This is a genomic window from Pusillimonas sp., assembly GCF_044464525.1.
Classification (GTDB): Bacteria; Pseudomonadota; Gammaproteobacteria; order Burkholderiales; family Burkholderiaceae_B; genus Pusillimonas.
The window spans coordinates 62,107-86,546 of the sequence record NZ_JBIQLE010000002.1; the positions used below are offsets into that span (position 1 = coordinate 62,107).

Below are 24,440 nucleotides of genomic sequence, written 5' to 3' on the forward strand. Positions count from 1 at the left end.
TTGTCATGAGTTATCACAGAAAACCCAACGAAGTTGTCGTCAGCCGCGACCTGCCGGCGGTATCAGTACCATTTGGCGAGCCCGTCACCATCCAAGAGGGCTGCACGGCCCAGATAACCCAGCAACTTGGCGGCAGCTATACCGTCTACGTCGAAGGCAACCTCTATCGCATCGAAGGACGAGACGCCGATGCATTAGGCCTCGAGCCCGTCGACACGCCCGTCATCCAGGCTTCAGACGGGCCGGCCACGATGGAATCCGTCGAAGCTGCCGCTCTCGAGCTGTTGAAGACCTGCTACGATCCGGAAATTCCTGTGGATATCGTCAATTTAGGGCTGGTTTACCGCTGTGAAGTCCTTCCGGCGGCGCAAGAGGGCGCCTTCCGTATCGAAGTCGACATGACTCTTACCGCACCCGGCTGCGGCATGGGCACCTTCATCGCCGACGAGGCACGCTCCAAGCTGTTGTCCATCGAAGGTGTAGACGCCGTCGATGTCGACCTGGTCTGGGACCCTCCATGGAGCCGCGAGATGATCAGCGAGCACGCCAGGCTCCAGCTCGGCCTGATGTAGCCCCAAGCCCAAAGGTACGCCTGCTGCATCTGTTCCATATGTCCCATTAAATTTTTCAGTTGTTCATCCGTTATTCATGTGCGGCACCTATAGTGCGGGTTGCTATTGGTTAAAGCATTAGAGTTCGGAGGCGGGCATATGTCGTTGTATGAAGTCGCGAAGGAACCAGCGCTTTCACACGACGGCGGCGGCGCGGGTTTGCGCGTTCACCTCGACGACATACTTCGAAACCGGCGTTTAATGCCGGTCTTTCAACCCGTCGTCGACATACAACTGGGCGCCATTATTGGTTACGAGGGCCTGATACGCGGCCCTGCCGACGGGCCGCTGCATTCACCGCTGGAAATGTTCCGGGTCGCTCGCGAGCAGGGCTTGACGTCCAAGCTGGAAATTCTGTGCTGCCACATCTTGCTGGGGCAATTCATCGAATTGGGTCTGCCGGGGCGCCTGTTCCTCAACATCAGCCCAGCAGTCTTGCCCGAGATGGCCTCCAGTGCCGCGACTCTGGCAAATGATTTTGAGCAAAGGGGTTTGCCCCCGAGCCGGATCGTATTCGAGCTTACCGAGCATTTCACCCAAGAATGGCAGGAACTGGCTCGCCTTGTTGCCGAGTACCGCGATGCCGGCTTTCAACTGGCCTTGGACGACCTGGGCGAAGGCTATTCCAGTTTGCGGCGCTGGTCCGAATTCAAGCCCGAGTACGTCAAGGTCGACATGCACTTCGTACAAGGCATTCACGGCGATGGGCTCAAGCAGCAATTTCTGCGTTCAATAAGGGATATTGCGCAAGAATCGGGCGCTCTCGTAGTGGCGGAAGGTATCGAGCAACAGGAAGAACTCAAGTGCCTCGTGGATATCGGCATTCGAAGCGGGCAGGGCTTTTATATCGCCAGGCCGGTACCCACGCCCTTGATCGAATTGCCCAGCGCTTTTTTATCCGACTTGCGCCAAAATCAGATCACCCGTCCTTCTTTTAAGCCGCCGCAGTCAAGGCCCATGGCCAACGCAGGCACGCTTTTACGAACCGTGCCTTGCGCATCGCCAATGATGACCAACGATGCCGTGTGCGACTTATTCGCCAGCCGCGCTGATCTGCAATCGATACCGGTGGTTGAAGATGGCGTGCCACTGGGCTTGATCCTTCGCGACGACCTGATCGGCCGCTTTGCGCGGCCGTATCAGCGCGAGCTTTACGGTCGCCGAAGCTGCACGATCTTCATGGACCAAGCGCCGCCCATGGCGGACCAATCTTCCAGCTTGCACGAACTTAGCCAAATCCTGATCGAGGCTGATCGCTCCCGACTCATCAGCGACTTCATTATCACCGGTACGGCCGGCAGCTATCTGGGAATCGGTACCAGCCATGACCTACTGCGTGAATTGACCGAAGTCCAAATCACGGCAGCGCGGCACGCGAATCCTCTTACGCAGCTGCCGGGCAACGTGCCGGTCAATCTTCATATTGAATTCCTGCTTGCAAGCGAAGTCTCTTTTTGCGCTTGCTATGCCGACCTCGACAACTTCAAGCCCTTCAATGACGTGTTCGGCTACGTGCATGGCGACGAAATCATACAATTGACTGGTCAACTGCTATGCGCCCACGCAAGCAGCGGTGATTTTGTGGGACATATCGGCGGCGACGATTTTCTGGTGCTGTGGCGCAGCGCCGACTGGGACGCCAGGTGCCATGCTTTGCTGGAAGCATTCGGCTTGTCAGTGCAAAGCTATCTCAAGAAAAGCGGCTTGCGCAAGAATGGCTCCGAAAAGGGCTACTTTGCCCATGATAGGGCGGGAAATCGGCGCTATTTTTCGTGGCCGAGCATTTCACTGGGCATCGTCGAGGTTCAACCCTCGCAGTACGAGAACTACCACCAGATCGCGTCAGCCGCCGCCGAAGCCAAGGCGCTTGCCAAGAAAGCAAGCGGCAACAGCATACATGTCGAACGCCGCCGAAAGCGGGCTCCAAACCACGACTCTGTTCAAGCCGCCGACCTTGGCCGATTATCGTCCAGAGCCGTCTGATTGGCCGCCGATGCAGGTCCAGCCTAACTTGGCCCCGCGTGACACGGCCGCATAAACGGCTGCGTTCCGATTATGCACGTCTAACCGCTGATAGAGCGTTTCGGTGTGCGCCTTGGCCGTGGCCACGGAAATGTTCAGGTATCTGCCAACCGTCTTCATGGGATAGCCGCGCGACAACAACACCAGCACCTCGTACTGGCGCGGTGTCAAGCCCAGAAGCTCGGACTCTGCATGCGCTTGCAACGAAAGCTTGGTGGCGGGCTCGCCATGATTGATGGAGCTGGTGCTTGAGGTTCGGGCAGGAGGTTTATCCTTCTCGGTCGACATCAATGGCTTGCGCAAAGGGAAGCAGGTGCCGCCGGCAAGAACCAGTCGGATGGAAGCCTGCAGAACCTCGGGCGCGGCATTCTTGGGCACATGGCCGCAAACAACCGCGGGAAGCGTAATTGAGCTTGGCAAGTGGTTTTGCTCTGACAAGAGCAAGATGAAACGTGGAGCGTAGGAAGTGAGAGCGGCATCAATCAATTGATTGGCGTCTTCGGCCGGCGAAATGGACAGCAGGACGAGATCGATGTCGCGGCATTCACCAGTGGGATCGCGCAAGCCGGCGTAGTCGGCTCCTTCGATGGTGACATCGGGTATGACGTTCGCAATGAGTTGCAGCAGTCCTAACCGGATTAACGCATGTGGCTCCACTACTTTGATAATGGTCATGCTTATATTCCTACGTGCGACGTAGCATGAAAGAGGACGGGAGCTGGCTTCTGTCCGGACTCGGCATGTAGATCTTGCGATGTACGTACCGCGCACTTTATGCGCACGTGGAACACTGGCCCGGAACCCCTGCGGCTCGTTTCCCCTCTTGTTTTGAATCGTGAATTTACAATTTACGACTGTTTATGCGACGTCAATAATTTAATTGAATTATGTGGTGCAAGTAAATGATTGCATTATAAATTAACTGAAACAAATTGAATCAGTGTGTATAAATCATCAGTGTTTTGCAACCGGCCGAGCCTCTTCGCAATCAAATTCGTAACGGGTTTCCCCCCCTGATGTTTCTGTCAGCACCAGTTCGATATGGCATTCCCCGTCAGGCTGTGTGACTGCAAGCCGAGGCAGCGCCACAGCTGTATGAGCAGGCACGCTCAACACGCCTCCCTGGCTGATCCGGCTATTGCCCCCTTGATGAGAGACAGTGGTGCGTAAAAGGTAGCGCAGGCTGGTGGCATGGCTGCTTTGCACATAAGGAACAATGACTTCCGGGCGTGTGGCGCTTTGGGTTTCAAGCCATGCTTGCAAATCAATATCGGCGTTCATTTTCGTTTAACCTCGATGCATTCGGCGCAGGTGCGCAATTTTTCGTGATGGCCGGCGGGTTGCGGCCGCGAAGTTTGGTGTCGCAGTCGAGAACCTCGCTTCGCGGCGCGGCCCGTCTTCTTACGTGTTGTGTTTAGTGCTGTTTGATGACCCCCGTATTGAAAGCGCCTACTTGGGTCAACGTGGCGGTATGCCCCGAGTTTCGTTGCAGGATCACGGCATCGTTTCGATAGCCGGTCTGGTTGATGGTCGCGTTCAAGCCGCTGCCTTTTTGGTCGATGTAGCCATCGTTGCCTTGGCCGGTCTGATTGATCCGAGCCACAACCCAGCCGCCCTGACCTTGCTGGGTGATGCCGGCCAGGTTGTCGAAGCCGCCTTGCGTGATGGCCGCATCGGTGTTGTTGCCGCGTTGCGTGGTCCAGGCTGTATTTCCCCAGCCCCATGTTTGGCTGATGGACGCGTATTGATTGTTGCCCGGTACCGTCCAGTGCCAGTAATCAGAGCCGCTTTGGTCGATGGTTGCATCGCCCGCGCTGGCGGTCTGGGTGATGGTCGCATTGGCGTTGTTCACATCCTGTTGTACGACGACGGCGTCGTTTCGGAAGCCGTCGACCGTAATGGTGGCTGTGGCGCCGTTGTTGTCATATTGCTCGATCGTAGAGTCGTTCCATGAACCCATTTGATCAATGGTGGCCGTGTCGGCAAGGGCGTTGCCGGCGCCGAACATGACACCGATTCCCAGAGCGACGGCCGATAGTTTGAAAGACATTGTGTTTCTCCTCGTGATGAAGACCGGGGACGCTGCACCGAACCCGGCGGTCTCCAAAACCGGGCCCGATTAGAAATCGGTATATCGACAGCTCATTGCAAGGGATCAACCACTGTGGAAGCCGCCACGGCGGGAGATCCCGCCTCTGTTTCAACGAGGGCCTGGACGTAGTTCGTTTCGGCCTGCAGGTAGCGCTGGACAATTGGCGTATTCCAGTCTTCGGGGTTTTTCAACGCCCAGTTGTTGTCCTTGAGCCCCTGCACGGTCAAATGGACTACAGCGGCTTCGATGGCTTCCTTCACGCACAATTGGGCAGGCTCGTTTTGCGTGAGGCCTCCTTCTATCTCCAGGAGATCCTTGAAATTGACGAACTTGAATACGCTGGGTCGAATTTCATAAGAGAAGATCGTCTTGGTGGTGGAAACCGTTTGCAGGACGCGGCCGCTACGGATATCCACACTGCGCAGCCCCACCGTCACTTGGTCCATGCGGTACTGGGTCGAAAGGCCTATGCCAAGGAACCTTGCCCCCAAGCCGCCTGTGCGGATGTTGCTTTCGTAAGAGATAATGCCGCCGTCAACCAGGACCGAAGCTGGAAGCAGGGCGGGGATGCTGATCTGGGGCGCGTCTTTATCCTGAGATCCATCCAGCGCCCGCACGATGCGGCGTTCCGTAAGCAGCTCTTGAAGGCTTTCCCGTTCGACCGGGGTGAACCAGCCGGAGTCCTGGAGGGCCTTTACCAGCATGGATGCCGCGCCTTGCGTTACCGATGTAGAGAACGAGCTGTCAGGCGCTGGCTTGTATTGGCCGGTCTGGTCGCGAAAGCCGTATACGGCCACCACTATCTTGCCCTTGGGTTCGGGCAGGCGCAGCAGGTCGTGGGTGGATGGCGTTGCGGGTGTCAGCTGCGCCGGCGTGCCGACATCAACCGGCTCCCGGTAGGTGGCGCAAGCGCTGAGGGCGGCGCAGGCCGCGATCAGCATGCCGGCTCGGAGCAGGCTGCGTGGACGTGCAGCGCTCGTGCAAAGGGCGACGGTTTTCATTGACCCACCTGAAATGTAGTCGAGCCGCCGGTCACTTTATCTACCGTCGTGATGGACAGAAGCCCGCCGCCCACGTCGACGATGTTGATATTGAAGTTCTCGGTCTCGAGCGAGCCCGGAATAAGTTTTCCGTCTTCGCCCACGATGCGCGATGTGGCCGTTGCGGCCAATCGGCCCAGAATGGCTCGTTCGAGAGTTTCCTGGAACGTTTCGAGCGGGGATTTCTGGCTTGCGCCAAAAATATCGGCGCCCGCGTCCGGATCCGTGTGTTTATTGGTTGCCAGTGCCGAGTTCAATAGCACTGGACCATTCAGCGGGCTGCCGCCAAACGAAGGATTAAGCGGAAAGTAGACCAGTTCTGTGGCGGTGGCCGGTTGGCTTGCCAGTGCTGTGGCCAGCGCAGCCAAACAGCAGAACGTGACGCCGCGCGATGATGTTATGTGTTTCATTTAGAGCTCCTCTTCTCCAAGGTCCTGGCTTTGAACCAGCATCCGCTGGATGTCGCTGTTGACTACGTTCTCGTAAACGATTCTTGCAGCCTGCTGGCTGACGTCCTTGGCTGCTTGGCGCGCGGGCGAAAGAAACATGTGGAACACCTGCTGCTGGCGATACTGCACCCAGATCTCGCTGCCCCAGCGTGCGGACGGCCTTTCGTGAACGGAGAGGGAATAGCGGTGATCACCATCCTTCTCGCGCCACGCGCGTGCGAAGTATTGATAGAAGTCGTTGCCCAGAACGGTGACTGTGCGGTTGACCACAATGCCGCTCAAGGGATCGTCGAGCAGGCTTTTCTCAGGTTGGGTTTTCAGCAAGTCCTCATCCAAGGTGGCGGTTGCCGCATAGGCGGCGACCAAAACCAAGGTGAACAATGCAGCCTGACAATGCTTGATGCAACGAGTCATGCTTCCCCCTGTTACGGTTACATCAGAAAGGTGTTATTACTTGTGGAAACCGTGTGTTCATATTAAAGAGGTCGTGCCCCTATCAACATGAGATATACGTACTAGAAGAGGTCAGCTATATGGCGTAACGCGTTCGGAGCAAACTGGCCGGCGTATTACGCTGAAAGACGTATTGAGGTTGTATCCGCGGATTCCCAACGGCTTATTTCTCCGTCATCGGCATGATGAATAACCACCATCCTGCTTAGCCTGATGTCTTCCAGCTGGGGCCCCGACAATGCGAAGCTCTCGGCCAGCAAGGCGTCGTTGGGCGTATTGATCCTGTGCGGCGCAGTCCGCGTGAGCCGCTTTCGATAAGTGCCCCACAGCATCAGCAGCAAGGCGCTTATGGCGCAGATGGTCAGATACAGCATCAATGCCGCAGTGGTTGATACGGTCCCGCCCATCAAAGAGAACTCCATGCTTCTATCTACGCCGTTGAATACCGCAATCAGGCCCGCTGTCATGAAATAGCTGAACACCAGCCATCCCAAGGCAGTCAATCCCACGTCAAGAATGCGATTGGAGATGGAGCGGGGGGTACGGACAAGCAGGTTCATGTCAACTCCTTGATGCCGCGGTCCGGACTGGACCACCGGGCGCGCCGGCGGCGAATGCGCAGCATGACTTTTGGGAAACTGAACAACGTCGTGCATAGGTTGATAAGCCAGTACACGAATGGATACCAGACGATCCAAAAAAGAGAACGGACAATGTCGGGTTCGTAACGGCGCTCTATGAGGACGCTTACACTGAACTGAAGCAGGCATGACAGGACCAACACCATTCCTGTGAAAGAGGGAGGCCACACGCGGGAAACACGCAGTGCGGAGTCCAGCTCCAGGAACATTCCCAGCACCCACAGGCATACCGTCAACGCCATGGCGAACGCCCAGATGGTTGACAGCATGAAGTCGAGCAGCAACGGCCACAGGCGGCGCTGTTCCCAGCTCCAAAGCACTGAAATGTTCTTCAGGAATACTTCCGCACCGCCCTGGGCCCAGCGTTGGCGCTGCTTCCACAAGCCACGCAGTGTTTCGGGCATCAATATCCAACACAGCGCGCGCGGCTCGAAAAACACCAGCCACTGATTGCGTTGCAGCTTCCATGTGATGTCGATGTCTTCGGTGACCATGTCCAGGCTCCAATAGCCGACATCATCCAGTGCCTGCCGTCGAAATGCCGCAACCACTCCCGAGATGCTGAATAGCTGTCCATACACACGTTGAGTGCGCTTGATCAAGCCAATAATGGAAGAGAATTCGCCTACCTGTATGCGGCCCACGAGCGTTGAGCGGGTACGGATTCTGGGGTTGCCCGTGACCGCGCCCACCCGTGGGCGCCCCAGCATGGGGGTGATCAAGTAGGCGGCGGCGTCCGGTTCGAGCATGGCGTCGCCGTCGATGCAGACGATATACTCGCCGCGGGCGGCCATGGCCCCCATGCGAAGCGCCATCGCCTTGCCTTGGTTGCGCGCCAGATGGATGACGCGCAGGGCTGGATGCGTATTGGCCAACTCGTCGAACATTGCGCCCGTGGCATCCGTTGATCCGTCGTTTACGGCTATCACTTCGATGTTGGTGTAATTTTGGCCTAACGCCGCCAGTACGGCTTCCGCCCCATGCGCCGCTTCGTTATGGCAAGGAATGACAATCGTGATCAAGGGGTTGCCCGGCAGCATCGTCAGGATTTTCCCAGGCGCCCATGGCCAGCGCCGCTCCCACACAAGCCAGTAGTAAATGCCTCCGGCCATCCAGATTCCCGACATGAAAAGCGGATAAAAAAACACGAAGCCAAGCAATGCGCCGCTCGCCGGCAACGCAGCCAGGCCCAAGGGAGCGCCGACGGCGATACAAAGCAGCAGCAGGGCTAAGAGTCGGACTTTCATCGGAATGGGTACCAAGTGTTGGACAGCACGGGACGAATGATCTCTAGGCGAGGTTCGTCCTGAATGAAGTCATCGGGGTAATAGCCCAGGTTTCGGGCTCCATGCAATTGCAGCCACCGCATCCAGTCCGCCAAGAGGACAGAGTCGACGTGACCGCCGTCTGAACCATCGGGATTCTCTCGCCAGTCGCGGGCCTGAAGCTCGAAGATGGTGCGATCAAGCGCGCCGGGCCGGGTCGCGACTTCATCGACCATCTGCTTGAGCCAGGCCTTGCTGTCCCGGTCGGCTACGCCTTCCATCCAGGGCATGGCCATGGGGGCGGTCCAGTCATAAGCGGCCAGAAAATCGTCGAGGTTCTGGGCGAACCAGGCTTCGCTTTCGGGCTCGACAACGGGCGAAGCGAACATGTTTCGGGCGGTGCGTATTTGCGGCCCGCGCAGGGCCTTTACGTGCTGCGCCAGGGTCTGGGTGAAATCAACCAGGTAGCGGCTCTTGAAACGAGTCCAGCGCTGCATAGTCGCCGGGTCGGATCGCAACTGCTCGATCGACTCACCAAGACCGGCGGCGCGATAGGCGGCCATGGCGGCGGGACCGGCATCTTCGAAATCAGACAACATGGCATCGTCGTGGAAGAGGATTCCGGCAAAGATGGCGTTGCGCGAAAGGTCTTCGTACAGCTCGGTGATCTGCTTCCTGGCGCGTGGATCGAACGGCGACAGCCTTTCGTACTGTGTCGGATCGATACGGGCTTGCCCGTCTTCCGGATACCAGCGTTGTACTCGTTCCAGGCTTGGGTCGAGCTGAAAACTCAATACCGGCATCCATGCATAGACCTGGACGAAGGCCCGGCTGCGCAATTGCCACGCAGCTCGGTTGAACAGATCGGCCCGCATTGGCAGGTGACGATTGGGAAAATACAGCTCGCGGGCCAGGCCATCGCCATTTGGATCGGCAAACGCCTGCAGGAAGACGACGTTGACCCCCATATTGGCCACCCGTTGCACGAGCTTGCCGAGATTGCGTTCCATTTGCTCGGGGTCGCTGTCGTATACATAGTCCAGATCGACGTGAGCCACCCTTATTTCAATCGAATCCTCCATGTTGACGACCGCCTGGATAAACTCTTGCAAAGGCGGGTCGTTGGCCACCAGCAAGCGTGGCATACGGAACAGGTCGTCGGTCGAGGCAAGGGTGTTGTCCAGGTTCAGGGCCATCTGATAGCCATGCTCCTGGACAATTCGCAGGGCCGGGCCGCTGGCTTCGCCATAAGGCCATACCCATACCCGCGGCGACTTGCCCGACACGCGGCGAATTTTCTCTGTGATGCGTTCAACATCGAGGCGTATGCGCTCCTCGTAGGCGGCATCGCTTTCGTAGCTGCCCGTGGCAGCGTCATAAGCATGTGCCGCGGCGGCCGGTTGCTCGTTACCTTGGGGGTTGGCAACAACGCCGTAGTGCAGGGCGTCGGTGTGCGCGCCGATCTCCACCAGCCCCGACCGTGCTATCTCTGCCACCTGGTCCCAAGTAAGGAAGCGTTCCCGCTCCACCAGCTTTCCGCCGAAATCGACTTTACTGCCGGGGGGAGTATCGACCCACGTGCCTACGGGAGCCAGGACGGCGGGCCATTGGAACGCCTTCAATAGGGGCAGCACCCGGGTGTAGAAGCTGCGGTAGCCGTCGTCGAACGTCAATAGCACTGCCTGCTCGGGCAAGGGCGGGCCGCCGTCGCGCGCGGCAAGGACCTGATCGACCGTGATCGGTTGATAGCCATTGTCGCGGAGCCATGAGAACTGCTCTATGAGATGATCTGTGCGTACAGAGACAAAGGTTTGGTCGGGGTCTTCGTCCTCGACGTCGTGATAGGCCAGAACCAGGAAACGATTTGATGGCCAGGGCTTTTCCGAATTTTCCAGCGGGCGTTGATCGGGCGGGACGAAGGTCGGGCGCTGGTTCGCGCAGCCCGCCACGGCAAGCAGCGCGCAAAACACGAAGACGAGGCACGGCAGACGGGAGGAATAGGCTGTCATCTCGTATCTCAAAATCTAAGTTGAAGATCAAACATGATGCGGGCTTCGCGTTCGCGAACGCCATCGTACGGACGGCTGACTCCCACAATGCTGATGCCTGCGTCCAATTTCTCATCCAGGCGCATTCTCAGCCCATATCCCACCGTGGCGATGGCGCCGGAGCCATACCCTCGTTGTGCGTAAACGCCCGCGCCGAGCATGAAGCGTTGCTCGAACACGGTGTCGTAGCGCCGATACAAGGTGTGAGTCAGCGACAATGAGGGCAGAACCGACAGGTCGGCGCGAGGATTGAAATAGGGCGCTTCTTGCAAAGTGTTGTGCGAGGCCGATACGTCAAGCTGCGCGTCGAGCTTGAGGTGGGGCGCGGTGTAGAGGCGTTCTCGACCCGCCACCGCCGCTTCAATGCGGCGATTGCCATCGCTGAATCGCGAGGGTGAAAGCGATAGCCGCCATTCCCGGCGTTCGCTGGCCCGCCAGTTCACATAGGCGTCCAGCCGGTTTGAAGTGATGTTGTTGGCCAGCGCCTTTACAGGTGTTTCGCGTGAGCGGAACGCCGCCTGGCCGCCAATTCGCCACTGGTCATTCAGATCGTAGTCGGCTTGCAGGCGCGCACCCATCTTGGCGCCTTGGCCGTAGTGGTGCGAAGATGCTTCCGCTTCAGCAGTCAGGCTCCGGCTGCGCCATTGCGCGCCGGCCCGGAACCAGTGATAGTCGGCGTCAAAGTCGTCGAATTCGGCTTTGGCCAGCCCTGCCCCCGCGAAGCCCCGCCAGTTGTAGCCAATTGGCGCTGAGTAAATGACCGTATCCACCCCCATGGCCCGATCACCGACAACGGGACTATCCGAAGCTAGTCCGCGATTCGCCGTTATGCGCAGTTCGCGCTTGTTGTGGAGTTCCCAGTCTTTCACCAGCCGCTGGACATGGGAGTTTTCTGGTTCGCGTGCCGCAGCGTCCGCAATCAGCAGCTCGGCCTGCCTCCATTCCTGCAAAGCCATCGCCGTCTTGGCTTGCTCTGTAATCACGATCAGGGCGCGTGGCGTATGCGTCTCGGCAAGCTTCAACTCTTGTTCGGCACGCCGTGGCCAGCCCCGCGCCAAATACACCTGGGCGAGCGTGCTGCGCAAGCCGGAATGGCCGGGCGCTTGCGTCACAAGCTCTTCCAGGCTTTCCTGTGCTTGCACGGTGTCGTCGGCGTAATGGTGGCCCAAGGCGGAGTATTGGCTGGCCGCGAGGTTAAGGTTGTTGGGCTGTGGCAAGGGCGTGCCTTTCTGCCTGCGCCAGGCGGGCTGCTCGAGCAAGGCTTCCGACATCACCTCCTGCGCGGCATCGAACTGTTCCGACTCTATGTATGAATAAAAAAGCCCTGATTGCCGGCTGAGTCGTACCGCCGGGTCCTTCTGCGCGCGCTCCGTATCCAGTATTTGTAAATATAGTTGCGCCGCCTTTTCCGGTTGGCGTCCGTCCAGGTAGGCGTCTGCGACATGTCCCAGAGCGTAGGGCGGCACCTCAACGTCCTGTGCCCGCAAGCTTTCATATTCCTCAACCACTTCGGCCATGCGGCCCCGCGAGTGCAAAGCCAGGAGGCGATCGATGCGCAGGCGTTGCATTTGAGGTTGAGTCCGGACTTGGGACCGGTCAGAGACGAGACCGCCTTGCGGCGTTGAAACACCGTTTGTGGAAAGGTCGTCGTAGGCTTGCAGCGCCCGGTCCGCCATGTCGTGGCGATTCGCCTCCTGGCGCGAAGGGTGCGAAGCCAGTCGCGTCAGTTCTGCAGCTCGATCGACTTCCAATGAATACAAGCGCAGCGCGGGGAACCGGCTTGAATGCTCGCGCGCAGTGCGCAATGCGGCTTCCGACAGTCCCGCCGCCGTCAGGGCACTGATATATTCCTCGACCACGCTGGCGTTGTCCGGCGCCAATGAATACGCTTTGGAGGCGGCCTGCAAGGCGGCGTAGGGTTGACCGTTCAGCCTGCGGGCGTAGCTCAGTACGAGAAGGCGGGATGGATCACGCGGGGCTTTTTCCACCAATTCACTCGCCATATCAAGCGCCGCAACGGCGTTTCCAGAGTCTGTCAGCACCAACGTTTCGCCCAGGCGAAAATCAGGGTCTTCCGGAAAACGGCGCATCCCTTCGCGGTACAGTGCCAGGGCCGTTGTCCATTGACGTTCGTCCCGGTAGGCGCGGGCAACGGCCGCCAACGCGCCGCGCGGCAGAGGCAAAGCTTTTTGTGGCAAGGTCTGATAGAGGCGTATGATTTCGTCCGGCTGTCCCGCCCAGCCCGCGACGATCAACTGGTCGTGCCGGATACGTGCATTGTCCGGATACAGCGCAGCTTGTTCAGCCAGCTTTTGCAGCGCCCAATCATGGCGGCCGGCACGCGCCGCCTCAATGACCATGCGGTAATCATCGCTGGAGAATGTCGTTTGAGCCAAGGTCGTGGCCGGGGCCGCAAGCACAAGCAGAACCGCCGCGCAGCCCTGCATGGCGGTGCGCCATGCCGGTGGCCGTGCCGCCATCAGCGAGTTCTCGTTTTTATGAACGGCACGGCGCATTGGTCTATTCCCCTCATGTTCAAACCCCTGTGGAAAATGTTAGACAAATTGCTACAGCCAGACATGAGCCAGATGGCTACTTCGTGGAAGACGGACGGCGTAAGCTCAGGTGGGATGATCGACGGGGGTCAAAGGTGTGCTAACACCGCCTAGAAATATGTGCTAGAATCTTTTTCTTTCTCGGGGCGTAGCGCAGCCTGGTAGCGCACTTGCATGGGGTGCAAGGGGTCGAGTGTTCGAATCACTCCGTCCCGACCAAAAATTCCCTAAAAAGGGGCTTGCAGATTTTGTCTGCAAGCCCCTTTTTTCATGTGCGCCCGGTATGAGCTGCCTCTGCCCGAATCAAGGCAGTGCCGCGCGCCTGTCTTGGGCGCAGAAGCTCAGGACCCGCCAGCCGGATTTCTTCGCTTTAGCGCGTGGTTGAGGCAACTTGGCCTGAGCGCATAGCCGTCCTACGGTGAGCATGCCGGAGGGCAAGGGTTTTGCCCAACAATGGGGCGATGTTACCCTTTAAGGGCAACTGCGATGGCGCGGCCGTTGCAGCCGTTCGGACAAAAAAACCAGGAGATCAAAATTGAACTGTCACAACGGTGAGGGCTCTCTCGTCGCCCATGTGCGGGCTTTGTTTCTTTGTATGCTGTTTCTTTCTGTCTTCGCGCTGGCCCCCGTTGCAACCGCGCAGCCGTCGGCGTCCACCGCCGAAGCGGCCGAAGCAGCGCCTTCCCAAACTGCGCCACAGGCTGACACGCCTACCGGCCCCGGTGCGAGCACGCCTTCATATGCCGCGCTGGCCGATCTGCTCGAGAACGAACGCTCTCGAAGCGCATTGATAGATGAGCTTCGACATTTGGCGGGCCAGGAGACGGCGGCGCCGCCCGCCGAAGGCCTGGCCCAAGCGGACGCAGCGCAGCAGGATGCAAGCCAGGCGGGCGAAGCCGAAACGAAGGGCGCCCACCTGGGCGGCGTGGCGGGCGCCCTTCAAGCCTTTGCCGCGGGCGTGGCCCAGGATTTCTCGCAGACCGCAACCATGCTGCGCGGGCTGTTCGCCGGCGAAGGCATACACGGCATGACAACCGAGCAGTGGCGGTCTCGCCTATTGAACCTCGCGCTGGTCGTTATCGCCACGCTGGTCGCTTTTGCCGTCTTCCGACTCATTGCCATGTGGTTTTTCCGACGCCTTGATGCCTGGGTGCGTACCAGCCATGAAGTCGCCTCCGCCGGCACGGCTCAGGCCACTCGTACGGCTCATCCCCGGCGAGCTCACTCTGTACGCCTGACACCGCGCGTGGGCGCCATTGCAGGTGCGCTGGCGATCGACGCGGGCGCCATCCTGCTGGCTGCACTGGCCGGCTATGTGTTGGCCCTGTTCATACAAGAGCAGTGGCGCACGTCCATCGTTCTGGCCCTGATTTTTGTCAGCTCCTTCGTGGCCATAGAGCTTGCGCGCTCGATTTGTCGCGCCGTATTTTCCGAACGCCATCCCCACTTGCGTCTCTGGCGCATGGAAGACGACCGCGCCACATACTGGAGCGCCTGGCTGCAACGCATTATCGGCATCACGGGTTACGGCATGCTTGTGGCGGTACCGGTCATCTATCAGATGCTCACACCATCCGTGGGCCAGCTTGTCGGCTTGTTCATCATGCTGGGGGTTTATGTCTACGCGGTAAGGGTGATCTGGAAAAACCGGAACGACGTGCGCGGTCGACTCGAGCAGCGCGCCGAAACCGCAGCCAATGCCTTTTTTTCAACCCTATACCGCATCGCCGGCCGACTGTGGCATTGGGTTGGGCTGGCTTACTTCACCGCCTTGCTGATCGCCACGCAGCTTGATCAGCAGGAGGCGCTGCCTTTCATGGCCGAGGCGACGCTTCGCACCCTCATCGTTGCGGGTATTGCAACCCTGCTGGCTGCGGCGCTTTCCTCAATGATGACGCGCCGGATCACGCTGTCCGCCGACTTGAGCCAACGGCTCCCACTGCTTGAGCGCCGTCTTAACTCTTATGTGCCCGGAACCATACGCCTGTTGCGCGGCATCATTTTGGTGGTTGCATTGCTGCTCATTCTGGACGCTTGGCGTGCGTTCAACCTGAGTAGCTGGCTGTATTCCCCCGAGGGGCGCGCGCTCGTCGCCACCCTGGTTCGTGTTGCAGTGATATTGCTGTTTGCCATGGGCGTCTGGACGATTGTGGCGAGCATCATCGAAAGTCGACTAAACGACGATTCAACAGGGCGAACGACCGAAAGGCAGAAGACCCTGCTGTCTCTGTTTCGCAGCGCCGCGCTAGTGGTCATCGTTACAATGACCGTTCTGGTCATGCTGTCGCAGATCGGCGTGGATATCGGGCCGCTTATCGCCGGGGCGGGGGTGGTGGGCCTGGCCATAGGCTTCGGCGCACAAAAACTGGTGCAGGACGTGATTACCGGAGTGTTCATCCAGCTTGAAAACGGCATGAACCACAACGATGTCGTCGAGGTGGCCGGAATATTCGGCACGGTCGAGAAAATAACCATACGGACGGTCAGCATACGCACTTTGGACGGCGGCTTTCACCTGATCCCATTTTCGGCCATAGACAAAGTGTCAAATCACATGCGTGATTTTGGTTATCACTATGGCGAATACGCCATTGCCTACGGCGCCGACGTGGACGAAGCCATCCGCCATCTGCACGAGGCGTTTGCCGAATTCATGCAAGATCCTGAGCTTGCCGGCATGGTCTTGGGTGATATCGAAATTCCCGGCGTAACGTCATTGCACGAGCGCGGATACAACATTCGGGTGCTCATCAAGACGATTCCCGGCATGCAGTGGGCGGTACAGCGCGGCTTCAACCGCTTGGTGCGCAAGCGCTTTGCCGAAGCCGGCATCGATCTGCCGTATCCGCAGACCGTGCTGCATTTTGCCAAGCCCCAGCCGGGCGACGCCGATGGGCTGGCATTATTGGAACCAGAACAAGGCGGGCCCGAGCCGGATCCGAATGGCTCTTCCACGCAGGGCAGGGCATCCGCCGAGACGCCTAAACAAACCTCCAGCTCCAACCCTGAAACCCGGGGCCCGGCTCCCTCAGGCCCCGATTCAGGCCGATAGCTTGCATCGATATACGGGGGCAAGCATTGCCTGCCCCCGCATGCTCATCTCTTTGGCCTTGCCCATTCAGCCTACCTGGAAATGCGCTTCGGGATGGCGCACGCGGCTGGCGCCCCGTGTGCTTAGACTGTAGATCAAGGTCAGGGGGCCCAATCTGCCAACGAACATCAGTACGATCAGCAGCACGTGGCTTGGCATGGAAAGGGTCGGAGTCAGGTCGCGTGTCGCCCCGGTTGTGCTCAAGGCGGACACGACTTCGAACAGCACATCGAGAAAACGCGCATCCTCGATGGCGCACATCACGAAGGTGGCAATGAACGCCAGCGCGCCGGTGACCAATAGCAGGGCAAGCGATTTTTGCACCACATCGGGCGAGACCGTGCGCCGTAGCAACACAATCTCTCGGCGCCCGCGTATGTATGACCACGCCGCCGCCAGCAGGACCACGAAAGTACCCACCTTGATACCACTGGCGGTGCTGAGCGAGCCCCCACCGATGAACATCAGCAGCATGAGAATCAAAGTGGTCTCGTCGCGCAGATAAACCAGGTCGAGGCTGTGGAAGCCCGCCGTGCGCGAGGCCACGCTCTGCAGCCAGGCGGTAAGCGCCTGTGCGTGCAGGGGCAAACTTCCAAGCGTGTCCGGGTTATTGGATTCCATCAGCCAAATCAGAAGAAAGCCAAACACATTGAGCAGCAGCGTGGCGATTAAAATGACGCGGGTATAGGAGGTGAGCAGGCCCCATTTACGCTTGCGTCTGACGTCGTTCAGCACCGAAAAGCCGATTCCCCCCATGATAATCAAGGCTGTCGTGGTCAAAACGGTAATGGGATCGCCCAGATGGCGGCTCATGTCGGTGGCCGGCAATGCCATGCCGCCGTTGTTGAACGCCATGACGGTATGAAAGACAGCTTCTACCAGTGCAGGGAAAAACCCGGAAACCGGCACCCACCAAGCCGTCAGGATGAGAATTCCCATTAACTCGATGGCCGCGCTGAGCTTGAAGACGGCAAAAGCGGTCGCCCGAATTTTGGACACACTCGTCTGGTCGAAGGCTTCAAGCGCCACGGCCTGATATTGCAAGGCCACCTTCTTGCCCAGCGACATGGCGGTCACCACGGCCAGGGTGACAAAGCCAAGCCCGCCTATCTGCACCAGGCCAGCCACCACAGTGTAGCCAAAGGGGCGTAAATGAATGTCCGGCCCCAATATGCTCATGCCGGTTACCGTCACTGCCGATGTCGCGGTAAACAGCGCGGTAAAGAAGCCCAAGGGCTTGTCTGCCGCGAAAGGCAGGCAGAGCAGGCCTGCGCCGAGCAGGATCAGTACGATGAAACCGCCGGCCAGCACCATGGGCGGGCTGGCGCTGAATACGCCGCGACGGCGAATCCGCTTGAAGGACTCCACCCCAGACCAAAGCTTGAGAAGACGCATGCGAAGACCTTTGGCCTATGCGAGCTTGGGGGCTATGGCTTTGAGCGCATGCAACTGGCCCAGAAGAACCAGCACGTCGTTGCCATGAACCTCGAACTCCATTGTTGGATGCACCGTAAGGTCGGCACGCCTCTTGACCAGCAAGACATGAATGGGAGAGGGGGTGTTATGGAGCAGGCTGCTGATGCTCATGCCGTCGAGCTGTTCACTGACGTGGATTTCGACGATGAATTCGCCATTGCCCAGCGAAATGTAGTCTTCCACCATGGGGTAGCTAAGCGCTTGGGCAATTCGTATGCCCATTTCTTCTTCGGGGTGGATGATGCGTTCGACACCCAGCTTGCTCAGTATCAGATGGTGGGCGTGCGAGGACGCCTTGACCCAGATCGACTTGACGCCCAGGCTTTTGAGCTGGACCACGCAAAGCAGGCTGGTTTGTATATCGGTGCCCACGGCAACAAGGACCACGTCGTAGGTGTCGACCCCCAGTTCGTCCAGCGCTTGCTTGTCGGTGACGTCGGCAATGACGGCGCGGGTGAGGTCGTCGGCGTATTTGGCCACCAGTTTGTTGTCGGCGTCGACGCCCAATACCGAGTGCCCAAGCTTGATAAGCTCTTGTGAAGCGGCCGAGCCGAAGCGGCCCAGGCCCAATACGGCGAATTGCGCCATGTTTTTGCTGCCCAAAATTAGATTGAACGAGTATATCCGGGCGATCTATGTTAATTTTATACGTACTAGGGTTTTCCTTAATATAACGTTGAACATGACCAGTCTTTTCGAGCCCGTTCGCCTGGGCGCAGTAGATTTGAAAAACCGCATCGTTATGGCGCCCCTGACGCGTACTCGAGCCGCGCCTGGGCGCATTCCCAACGAATTGATGCGTCAATACTACTGCCAACGCGCAAGCGCGGGCCTGATCCTGTCCGAAGCCACGTCGATTTCGCCCCAGGGCGTGGGTTATCCGAACACCCCCGGCATCTGGTGCCATGCCCACGTCGAAGGCTGGAAGAAAATCGCCCAGGCTGTCCACGACAAGGGCGGCAAGATATTTCTGCAACTTTGGCATGTGGGCCGTGTTTCCGACCCCGAGCACTTGAACGGCGAAATTCCCGTGGCTCCCAGTGCGATTCGTTGCGACGGACACGTCAGCCTGTTGCGCCCAAAGCGCGATTACGTCGTGCCGCGTGCTCTACAACCAGACGAAATCCGCAGCATTATTGCCGACTTTGCCCAGGCGGCCCGCAACGCCAAAGAAGCGGGGTTCGATGGGGTCGAGATACATGCAGCCAACGGCTATCTTATTGATCAGTTTTTGCATGACGGCTCGAACCAGCGCACTGACGAATACGGCGGTTCGATCTCCAACCGTGCAAGGTTCTTGCTTGAGGTCGTCGATGCCTGCGTGGGCATATGGTGTGCCGACAGGGTAGGGGTGCATTTGTCGCCACGCGGCGCTGCACACTCCATGAGCGACTCAAATCCCGAAGCCCTTTTCAGCCATGTGGCCGAGCAGCTTGGCCAACGCAAGCTTGCCTTTCTTTTTGTGCGTGAACCGACGGGTTCCGATCACCTGCTTAGCACGATAAAACGGCTATTTGGCGGCTCGGTCATTGCTAATGACGGACACGACCAACACAGTGCGCAAACCGTGCTTGACGAGGGCCGGGCTGACGCTGTGGCGTTCGGCAGGGCCTTTATTGCCAACCCCGATCTGGTGCGTCGCCTGCGCGAAGACCAACCCCTCAATGCCTGGGACCCGTCCACATTCTATGGCGACGGGCCAAAAGGCTATACCGACTACCCCTGTCTTTCCGTCTGTACCCCGTCCGCAGTATCCGCCTAAAACGTAGCGCGGCCCTTGAAACACGCTGAATAAGGCGCATTTCAATAGCTGGACCGCCAGACGGCTCGAGCGGGAGGTTCTTGGCGCGCTAACGGCTCGCAGCGTATCATTAAACCTGATTACATTCAGGCGGAGAAACTCATGAGAGCATGGACTGTGGTGCTGGCAACAAGCTTGCTTGCCGGATGCGCGTTGGGCATAAAAGAGGACAGCTCGCCCAGCGTATCGTATACAGTGCCGCACAATTACCAGACCGTCTACATGCGGGCTGAAAATCAAGGCAGAGAGTGCCAGCGGGGCGAAAGCACCACCAAAGTGCGCAGCCAGATCGATCCGGCCATGCGTTCCGGGGTCGTGTCGGTGGTCGATCCCATCCTCGGCACCGAGGTTGCGCGCACCGCTCTCAAGGCGATCGACGCCAAACACACCGAAGTAGTGCAAACGGTCTCGGGCCGGGGCTCCTGGAACCAGGATGCACTCAACGCCATGGAACAATCGATTCGCATGGACGCTTCTGTCTGCCACGTCTACAAATAATCAATCAGACGGTGCGCCCTGAGCGCGCATGAATTGCTGCGCCGCCGGTGTCTTTGAATGCTGGCACTCTGCCTGGCGCAGCACGGTTCAGTCAGACCCGGGCTTGTTTCGCACAATCTTGAATGTAGCGCTTGCGGTGGCGAGCAGCTTGCCTTCTTCGTCGCGGGCCTGGCCTTCGCAAAAAGCCAACGAGCCGCCAATGCGCAGGCAGCGCGCTTCGAAAATTACTGTGCCTCGGGCGGGCGCCATGAAATGAGTAGTCATGTCGATGGTCGCCATGCCCGTATTGGCTTCGTGGGCGCGGGCAGCCGCGCTCAGGGTGAAATCAAGTGCACTCATCAGTGCTCCGCCATGCACGTCGCCCCGGCTGTTGACCAAGTCGGGGCGGTGGGGCATGCGGGTGCGGGCAAGCTCGGTGGACAGATGCTCGGGAACCAAGCCGATGGAGGCCATGAATGGGATGTCGAGCCCGAAGTAATCGGGCTGGCCGCCGGGCGTCTGGTCTTGGGTTGTTGGGCGGCTCATGGGTTGAGGCGCGCCTTGACCTTGGCGGACACAGCGGACATGTCGGCTTTGCCCGCCAGCGCGGCCTTGAGCAGGCCCATGACCTTGCCCATGGCGGCCGGGCCGCTGGCGCCTTCGGCTGTAACTTGGGCGACAGCCTGCTCGATGGCGGCGTCGACCTGTTCGGTGCTGGCCTGCTCGGGCAAGAACTCTTGCAATACCAGCAGTTCGGCTTTTTCTTGTTCGGCGGTTTCGCTGCGGCCGGCCTGCTCGAAAGCGGCGATGGATTCGCGTCGCTGCTTGATTTGCCTTTCGACAATAGCGGTAATTTCGGCGTCGTCGAGCTCGCGCCGATCGTCGACCTCTTTTTGCTTGATGGCGGCTTGCAAGAAGCGCAAGGTGGTCAGTCGGGCGCTTTGTTTGGCGCGCATGGCCGCTTTGACTTCATCGCTTAGCTGGGTCTTGAGCGTATTGCTCATGGTGGTTCCTGGTGTGGTCGAAGGCGCTTGCGCGCCGCATTGAACGAATGCTGCAAGCCGCGTGTTGCATGGAGCAATGTGCGGACAGTGATTGAGTCATTTTAACGCAGAGCCGGCGAGGCATTGCCAACCGGCAAGGACAGCTTCAAATGAATGGGGCGATCTTGCCAAACATTGCGGTTTCGGCGGTAGTACCGTGGTTTCGATAAATTACTGTCTTAATGAAAGTTTCGGCTGTGAACGGGCAAGGCGCCCAGCAGATGGCTCAGGTCGATGAGTCGGCCGGCCATTAAATGGCAGACGCCCTCGTGCCGTTGCCAGACACCGTGAACCCCCATCAGGCGCGATTGCAGCAAGGGCGCGCGCTGGCGCTCGGCCACTTGCGGTCGAACGATGACATTGACGATGCCGGTTTCGTCTTCGAGGCTGACAAAAATAACACCTTTGGCCGTTTGCGGACGCTGGCGCATGGTGACCAGCCCGCAGGCCCTGGCCAGGCGGCCGTCGGCATGACGAGCAAGCTGCTGCGCGCTGGCAAAGGGTTGAAGTTCGGGTTGCTTGCGCAGCAGGGCAAGCGGATGGCTTCGCAACGACAAGCGTAGCGCGCTGTAATCGGCCAAAACCTCGCTGCCTTCGGATGCGGGCTCAAGAAAAGGCGCTTCGTCCTCGTGGATGGGGGCTTCGCGCAGCAGGCCCTTCAAGGGCGGGCTGGCGGCCTGCCAGCGTGCCTGACGTCTATGGCCGCTAAGCGTCAGCAAGGCATCGGCGCCCGCCAAGCGTTCGAGATCGGCGCGTTCAAGCCCTGCGCGCAGGGCCAGATCATGCAGATCGCAAAAGGAACGTTGCTTGCGTGCGGCCTCGATGCGCAGGCCGGCCTCTTTGGAAAAACCCTTGATCTGGTTGAAGCCAAGCCGCACGGCCGGACGCGGCGCCTTTTTGGGCGGGTTCGTGTCTTCGTGTGGATGTTCATTATCAGGCAAGTTATCGATAGCCAATGGGGCCAGACTGGTTTCCCAAAAGCTGGACACGACATCCACCGGCAAGACCTTGACCCCATGCCGCCGAGCATCCTGCACCAGTTGGCTGGGCGAATAAAAGCCCATGGGCTGGGAATTGAGCAGGCCGGCCAGAAAGATTTCGGGTTCGTGGCATTTGAACCAGGCGCTGAAATAGGCCAGTTTGGCGAAGCTGGCCGAGTGGCTTTCGGGAAACCCGTATTCGCCAAAGCCTTCGAGCTGCCTGAAGATGGCTTCGGCGTAATCTTGTTTGTAGCCGTTTTTCTTCATGCCGCTGATCAGCTTGGCTTGAAAAGGCCCGATGCCGCCCTTGCGCCGCCAGGCCGCCATCGAGCGGCGCAGTTCGTCGGCCTCGCCGGGCGTGAAGCCGCCGGCGGTAATGGCGATTTGCATGGCTTGCTCCTGGAAGATGGGCACGCCCAGGGTGCGTTTGAGTATTTTTTCAATGTCAGGGTGCGGATAGGTGTATTTTTCTCCGTTGCGTCGGCGCAGATAAGGATGCACCATGCCGCCTTGTATTGGCCCCGGCCGCACGATGGCGACCTGTACGACCAAATCGTAGAATTCTTTGGGTTTCAGGCGCGGCAACATGCTCATTTGCGCGCGCGACTCGATCTGGAAAACGCCTATGGTGTCGGCTTGACGGATCATCTCGAAAGTGGGCTCGTCGTGGCCTTTAAGGTCGTGAAGGGTAAAGCGCCGTCCACGCCGCCGAGAGAACAAGCTCAGCATGCGATTCAAGGCCGACAGCATGCCCAAGGCCAATACGTCTACTTTCATGATGCCCAGTGCATCCAGGTCGTCTTTGTCCCATTGGACGACACTGCGTTCAGGCATGGCGGCATTCTCGATGGGCGCCAGGCGAGCCAGGTTCTTGTCGGCCAGCACGAAGCCGCCGGGATGTTGCGAGAGATGGCGGGGAAAGCCGCGCAGGGTTTGAGCCAGCTCGGCCCACTGCCGGGCCAGGCGCGAACCCGGGTCCAGGCCCTGTTCGGTCATTTTCTGGATGAGCTCGCTTTTGTTGTCCCAGTGGCTGCATGATTTAGCCACTTTGTCGACCAGGTCGGGCTCCACGCCCAGCGCCTTGCCGGTATCGCGCAATACGCTGCGGGTACGATAAGTGATGACCACGGCGGCCAGTGCGGCCCGCTTGCGTCCATATTGCCGGTAAATGTACTGGATGACTTCTTCGCGCCGCTGGTGCTCGAAATCAACGTCGATGTCGGGTGGCTCGTTGCGTTCGATGCTGATGAAGCGAGCGAACAGGCTATTGCCGTTTTCAGGGTCGACCTCGGTGATGCGCAGGCAATAGCAAACCGCCGAATTGGCGGCCGAACCCCGACCCTGGCAAAGAATGTTCCGGCTGCGCGCAAAACGCACAATATCGTAGACCGTAAGGAAATAGGCCTCATAGTGCAACGTGGCGATGATGCCCAGCTCGGTCTCGAGCTGGGCCTGGACTTTTGCCGGCACGCCCCGGGGATAACGCTCGCGCGCGCCGGCAAAGGTTTCCTGGCGCAGGTATTGTTCAGCACTCATGCCCTTAGGGACGGCTTCGCGCGGATACTGATATTTGATTTCATCCAGGCTGAAGCGGCAAAGCCGGCCAATGGCCAGGGTTTCCTGCAAGGCGGCCTGGGGGTAAAGCTGGGACAAACGCAGGCGGCTGCGTAAATGAGGCTCGGCGTTTGAAGCCAGCGCATAGCCGCATTGGGCTATAGGGGCGCCCAGGCGGATGGCTGTAAGCGTGTCGTGCAGGGGCTGCCGCGAGCGAACGTGCATATGAACATCGCCTGTGGCCACGACGCGCAGGTTCTGTTCTTGCGCAGCTTCATGCAAGATGCCGGCATGCCGGGCATCATCGTCGTGATGATGCAAAGAAAGACCCAGCCAGAGGCTTTGCCCAAAGACATGGCGCAGGGTATGCAATTGCTTGCGCAGCGTGCCGGGTTCCATGCAATAGGCAGGCTTGAAGATGATGACGCAGCCGGGCAGGCCGCGCAGATGCTCCAGGTTCTGGGGCGGGTTCAGGATGTCTTGCAGGCTTAACGCATATTGCCCTTTTGCAGCCTGACGCGTGCGCGCCAGGGTGATGAGCTCGGCCAGGTTTGCATAACCTTCGGCGTCACGCACCAGGGCAATGATGTGAAGCTCGTCGGGCGTGTTGGCATCCAGCCGGAAACGGCTGCCGATAATAAGTTGAATCTGGTGTTCGAGCATTTCGACGTGTGCCCGCACCACGCCTGCCAGCGAACATTCGTCGGCCAGCGCTATGGCGCTGTAGCCAAGCTTGGCGGCCTGCCGTACCAGTTCGTGAGGATGCGAGGCGCCGCTTAGAAAGCTGAAATTGGAAATGCAGTCGAGTTCGGCATAACCGGGCAGGTGGTCTGCTTGCATGG

The 24,440-nt window shown here is 59.0% G+C and carries 20 protein-coding genes and 1 tRNA gene; 6 read left to right on the forward strand and 15 right to left on the reverse strand.

Going from position 1 to position 24,440, the window contains the following annotated elements; translation table 11 throughout:
- Positions 1 to 5 precede the first annotated feature (5 nt).
- Both sufT and ACIY1O_RS01535 read left to right on the forward strand, forming a co-directional pair.
- Positions 6 to 572 carry a putative Fe-S cluster assembly protein SufT gene (gene sufT / locus ACIY1O_RS01530; RefSeq protein WP_397473306.1) on the forward strand — a complete coding sequence of 189 codons (567 nt, stop codon included), beginning with the start codon at positions 6 to 8 and terminating at the stop codon, positions 570 to 572.
- Positions 573 to 710: 138 nt separating this feature from the next.
- The gene (locus tag ACIY1O_RS01535) at positions 711 to 2,594 is read left to right on the forward strand and encodes an EAL domain-containing protein (RefSeq protein ID WP_397473307.1); all 1,884 of its coding nucleotides are present in this window, start codon (positions 711 to 713) and stop codon (positions 2,592 to 2,594) included.
- On the opposite strand, the gene ACIY1O_RS01540 is transcribed toward ACIY1O_RS01535, so the two are convergent.
- From ACIY1O_RS01540 to pgaA, 10 genes are all read right to left on the reverse strand, one after another.
- A complete protein-coding gene (locus ACIY1O_RS01540) occupies positions 2,574 to 3,308 on the reverse strand; it encodes a response regulator transcription factor (RefSeq protein ID WP_397473308.1) in 735 nt (244 codons plus the stop codon). The genes ACIY1O_RS01535 and ACIY1O_RS01540 overlap by 21 nt on opposite strands.
- A gap of 279 nt (positions 3,309 to 3,587) precedes the next feature.
- The gene (gene csgH / locus ACIY1O_RS01545; protein WP_397473309.1) at positions 3,588 to 3,914 is read right to left on the reverse strand and encodes a curli-like amyloid fiber formation chaperone CsgH; all 327 of its coding nucleotides are present in this window, start codon (positions 3,912 to 3,914) and stop codon (positions 3,588 to 3,590) included.
- Positions 3,915 to 4,047: 133 nt separating this feature from the next.
- Positions 4,048 to 4,683: a hypothetical protein gene (locus ACIY1O_RS01550; RefSeq protein WP_397473310.1), complete on the reverse strand. Its 636-nt coding sequence runs from the start codon at positions 4,681 to 4,683 to the stop codon at positions 4,048 to 4,050.
- A 92-nt stretch (positions 4,684 to 4,775) separates the two neighbouring features.
- Positions 4,776 to 5,726 carry a CsgG/HfaB family protein gene (locus tag ACIY1O_RS01555; protein ID WP_397473311.1) on the reverse strand — a complete coding sequence of 317 codons (951 nt, stop codon included), beginning with the start codon at positions 5,724 to 5,726 and terminating at the stop codon, positions 4,776 to 4,778.
- A complete protein-coding gene (locus ACIY1O_RS01560; RefSeq protein ID WP_397473312.1) occupies positions 5,723 to 6,175 on the reverse strand; it encodes a curli assembly protein CsgF in 453 nt (150 codons plus the stop codon). The genes ACIY1O_RS01555 and ACIY1O_RS01560 overlap by 4 nt, the downstream gene beginning before the upstream one ends.
- Positions 6,176 to 6,628, reverse strand: coding sequence for a curli production assembly/transport protein CsgE (locus tag ACIY1O_RS01565; protein ID WP_397473313.1), 453 nt, complete (start codon positions 6,626 to 6,628; stop codon positions 6,176 to 6,178).
- Between the two features lie 155 nt (positions 6,629 to 6,783).
- Positions 6,784 to 7,227, reverse strand: coding sequence for a poly-beta-1,6-N-acetyl-D-glucosamine biosynthesis protein PgaD (pgaD, locus tag ACIY1O_RS01570; RefSeq protein WP_397473314.1), 444 nt, complete (start codon positions 7,225 to 7,227; stop codon positions 6,784 to 6,786).
- Positions 7,224 to 8,555, reverse strand: a complete 1,332-nt coding sequence (gene pgaC / locus ACIY1O_RS01575) for a poly-beta-1,6-N-acetyl-D-glucosamine synthase (RefSeq protein WP_397473315.1) — start codon at positions 8,553 to 8,555, stop codon at positions 7,224 to 7,226. Before pgaC ends, pgaD begins: the two co-directional genes overlap by 4 nt.
- Positions 8,552 to 10,582: a poly-beta-1,6-N-acetyl-D-glucosamine N-deacetylase PgaB gene (gene pgaB, locus ACIY1O_RS01580; RefSeq protein WP_397473316.1), complete on the reverse strand. Its 2,031-nt coding sequence runs from the start codon at positions 10,580 to 10,582 to the stop codon at positions 8,552 to 8,554. The genes pgaC and pgaB overlap by 4 nt, the downstream gene beginning before the upstream one ends.
- Positions 10,583 to 10,590: 8 nt before the next feature.
- Complete coding sequence (pgaA, locus tag ACIY1O_RS01585; RefSeq protein WP_397473317.1) at positions 10,591 to 13,137, reverse strand: poly-beta-1,6 N-acetyl-D-glucosamine export porin PgaA; 2,547 nt, start codon at positions 13,135 to 13,137, stop codon at positions 10,591 to 10,593.
- Positions 13,138 to 13,318: 181 nt separating this feature from the next.
- Here pgaA and ACIY1O_RS01590 point away from each other — a divergent pair.
- Positions 13,319 to 13,395, forward strand: a tRNA-Pro gene (locus ACIY1O_RS01590).
- 316 nt (positions 13,396 to 13,711) lie between these two features.
- Positions 13,712 to 16,228 (forward strand): mechanosensitive ion channel domain-containing protein, encoded by a 2,517-nt coding sequence (locus tag ACIY1O_RS01595; protein WP_397473318.1) that lies wholly within the window; start codon positions 13,712 to 13,714, stop codon positions 16,226 to 16,228.
- 66 nt (positions 16,229 to 16,294) lie between these two features.
- Here ACIY1O_RS01595 and ACIY1O_RS01600 read toward each other — a convergent pair whose 3' ends face one another.
- A complete protein-coding gene (locus ACIY1O_RS01600) occupies positions 16,295 to 17,662 on the reverse strand; it encodes a TrkH family potassium uptake protein (RefSeq protein ID WP_397473319.1) in 1,368 nt (455 codons plus the stop codon).
- Positions 17,663 to 17,677: 15 nt separating this feature from the next.
- Positions 17,678 to 18,331 carry a potassium channel family protein gene (locus tag ACIY1O_RS01605; protein WP_397473320.1) on the reverse strand — a complete coding sequence of 218 codons (654 nt, stop codon included), beginning with the start codon at positions 18,329 to 18,331 and terminating at the stop codon, positions 17,678 to 17,680.
- A gap of 94 nt (positions 18,332 to 18,425) precedes the next feature.
- Between ACIY1O_RS01605 and ACIY1O_RS01610 the strand changes: the two genes are divergently transcribed.
- Together ACIY1O_RS01610 and ACIY1O_RS01615 are read left to right on the forward strand one after the other, a co-directional pair.
- Positions 18,426 to 19,505, forward strand: a complete 1,080-nt coding sequence (locus ACIY1O_RS01610; RefSeq protein WP_397473321.1) for an alkene reductase — start codon at positions 18,426 to 18,428, stop codon at positions 19,503 to 19,505.
- A 141-nt stretch (positions 19,506 to 19,646) separates the two neighbouring features.
- On the forward strand, positions 19,647 to 20,042 hold the full coding sequence (locus tag ACIY1O_RS01615) for a BPTD_2524 family lipoprotein (RefSeq protein ID WP_397473322.1): 396 nt from the start codon (positions 19,647 to 19,649) through the stop codon (positions 20,040 to 20,042).
- An 87-nt stretch (positions 20,043 to 20,129) separates the two neighbouring features.
- Here the strand turns inward: ACIY1O_RS01615 and ACIY1O_RS01620 are convergent, their stop codons facing one another.
- The 3 genes from ACIY1O_RS01620 to ACIY1O_RS01630 form a co-directional block, all read right to left on the reverse strand.
- Entirely contained in the window at positions 20,130 to 20,567 is a 438-nt protein-coding gene (locus ACIY1O_RS01620; RefSeq protein WP_397473323.1) for a PaaI family thioesterase, read from the reverse strand.
- On the reverse strand, positions 20,564 to 21,025 hold the full coding sequence (locus tag ACIY1O_RS01625; protein WP_397473324.1) for a GatB/YqeY domain-containing protein: 462 nt from the start codon (positions 21,023 to 21,025) through the stop codon (positions 20,564 to 20,566). Before ACIY1O_RS01625 ends, ACIY1O_RS01620 begins: the two co-directional genes overlap by 4 nt.
- A gap of 218 nt (positions 21,026 to 21,243) precedes the next feature.
- Entirely contained in the window at positions 21,244 to 24,438 is a 3,195-nt protein-coding gene (locus ACIY1O_RS01630; RefSeq protein WP_397473325.1) for an error-prone DNA polymerase, read from the reverse strand.
- Positions 24,439 to 24,440 lie beyond the last annotated feature (2 nt).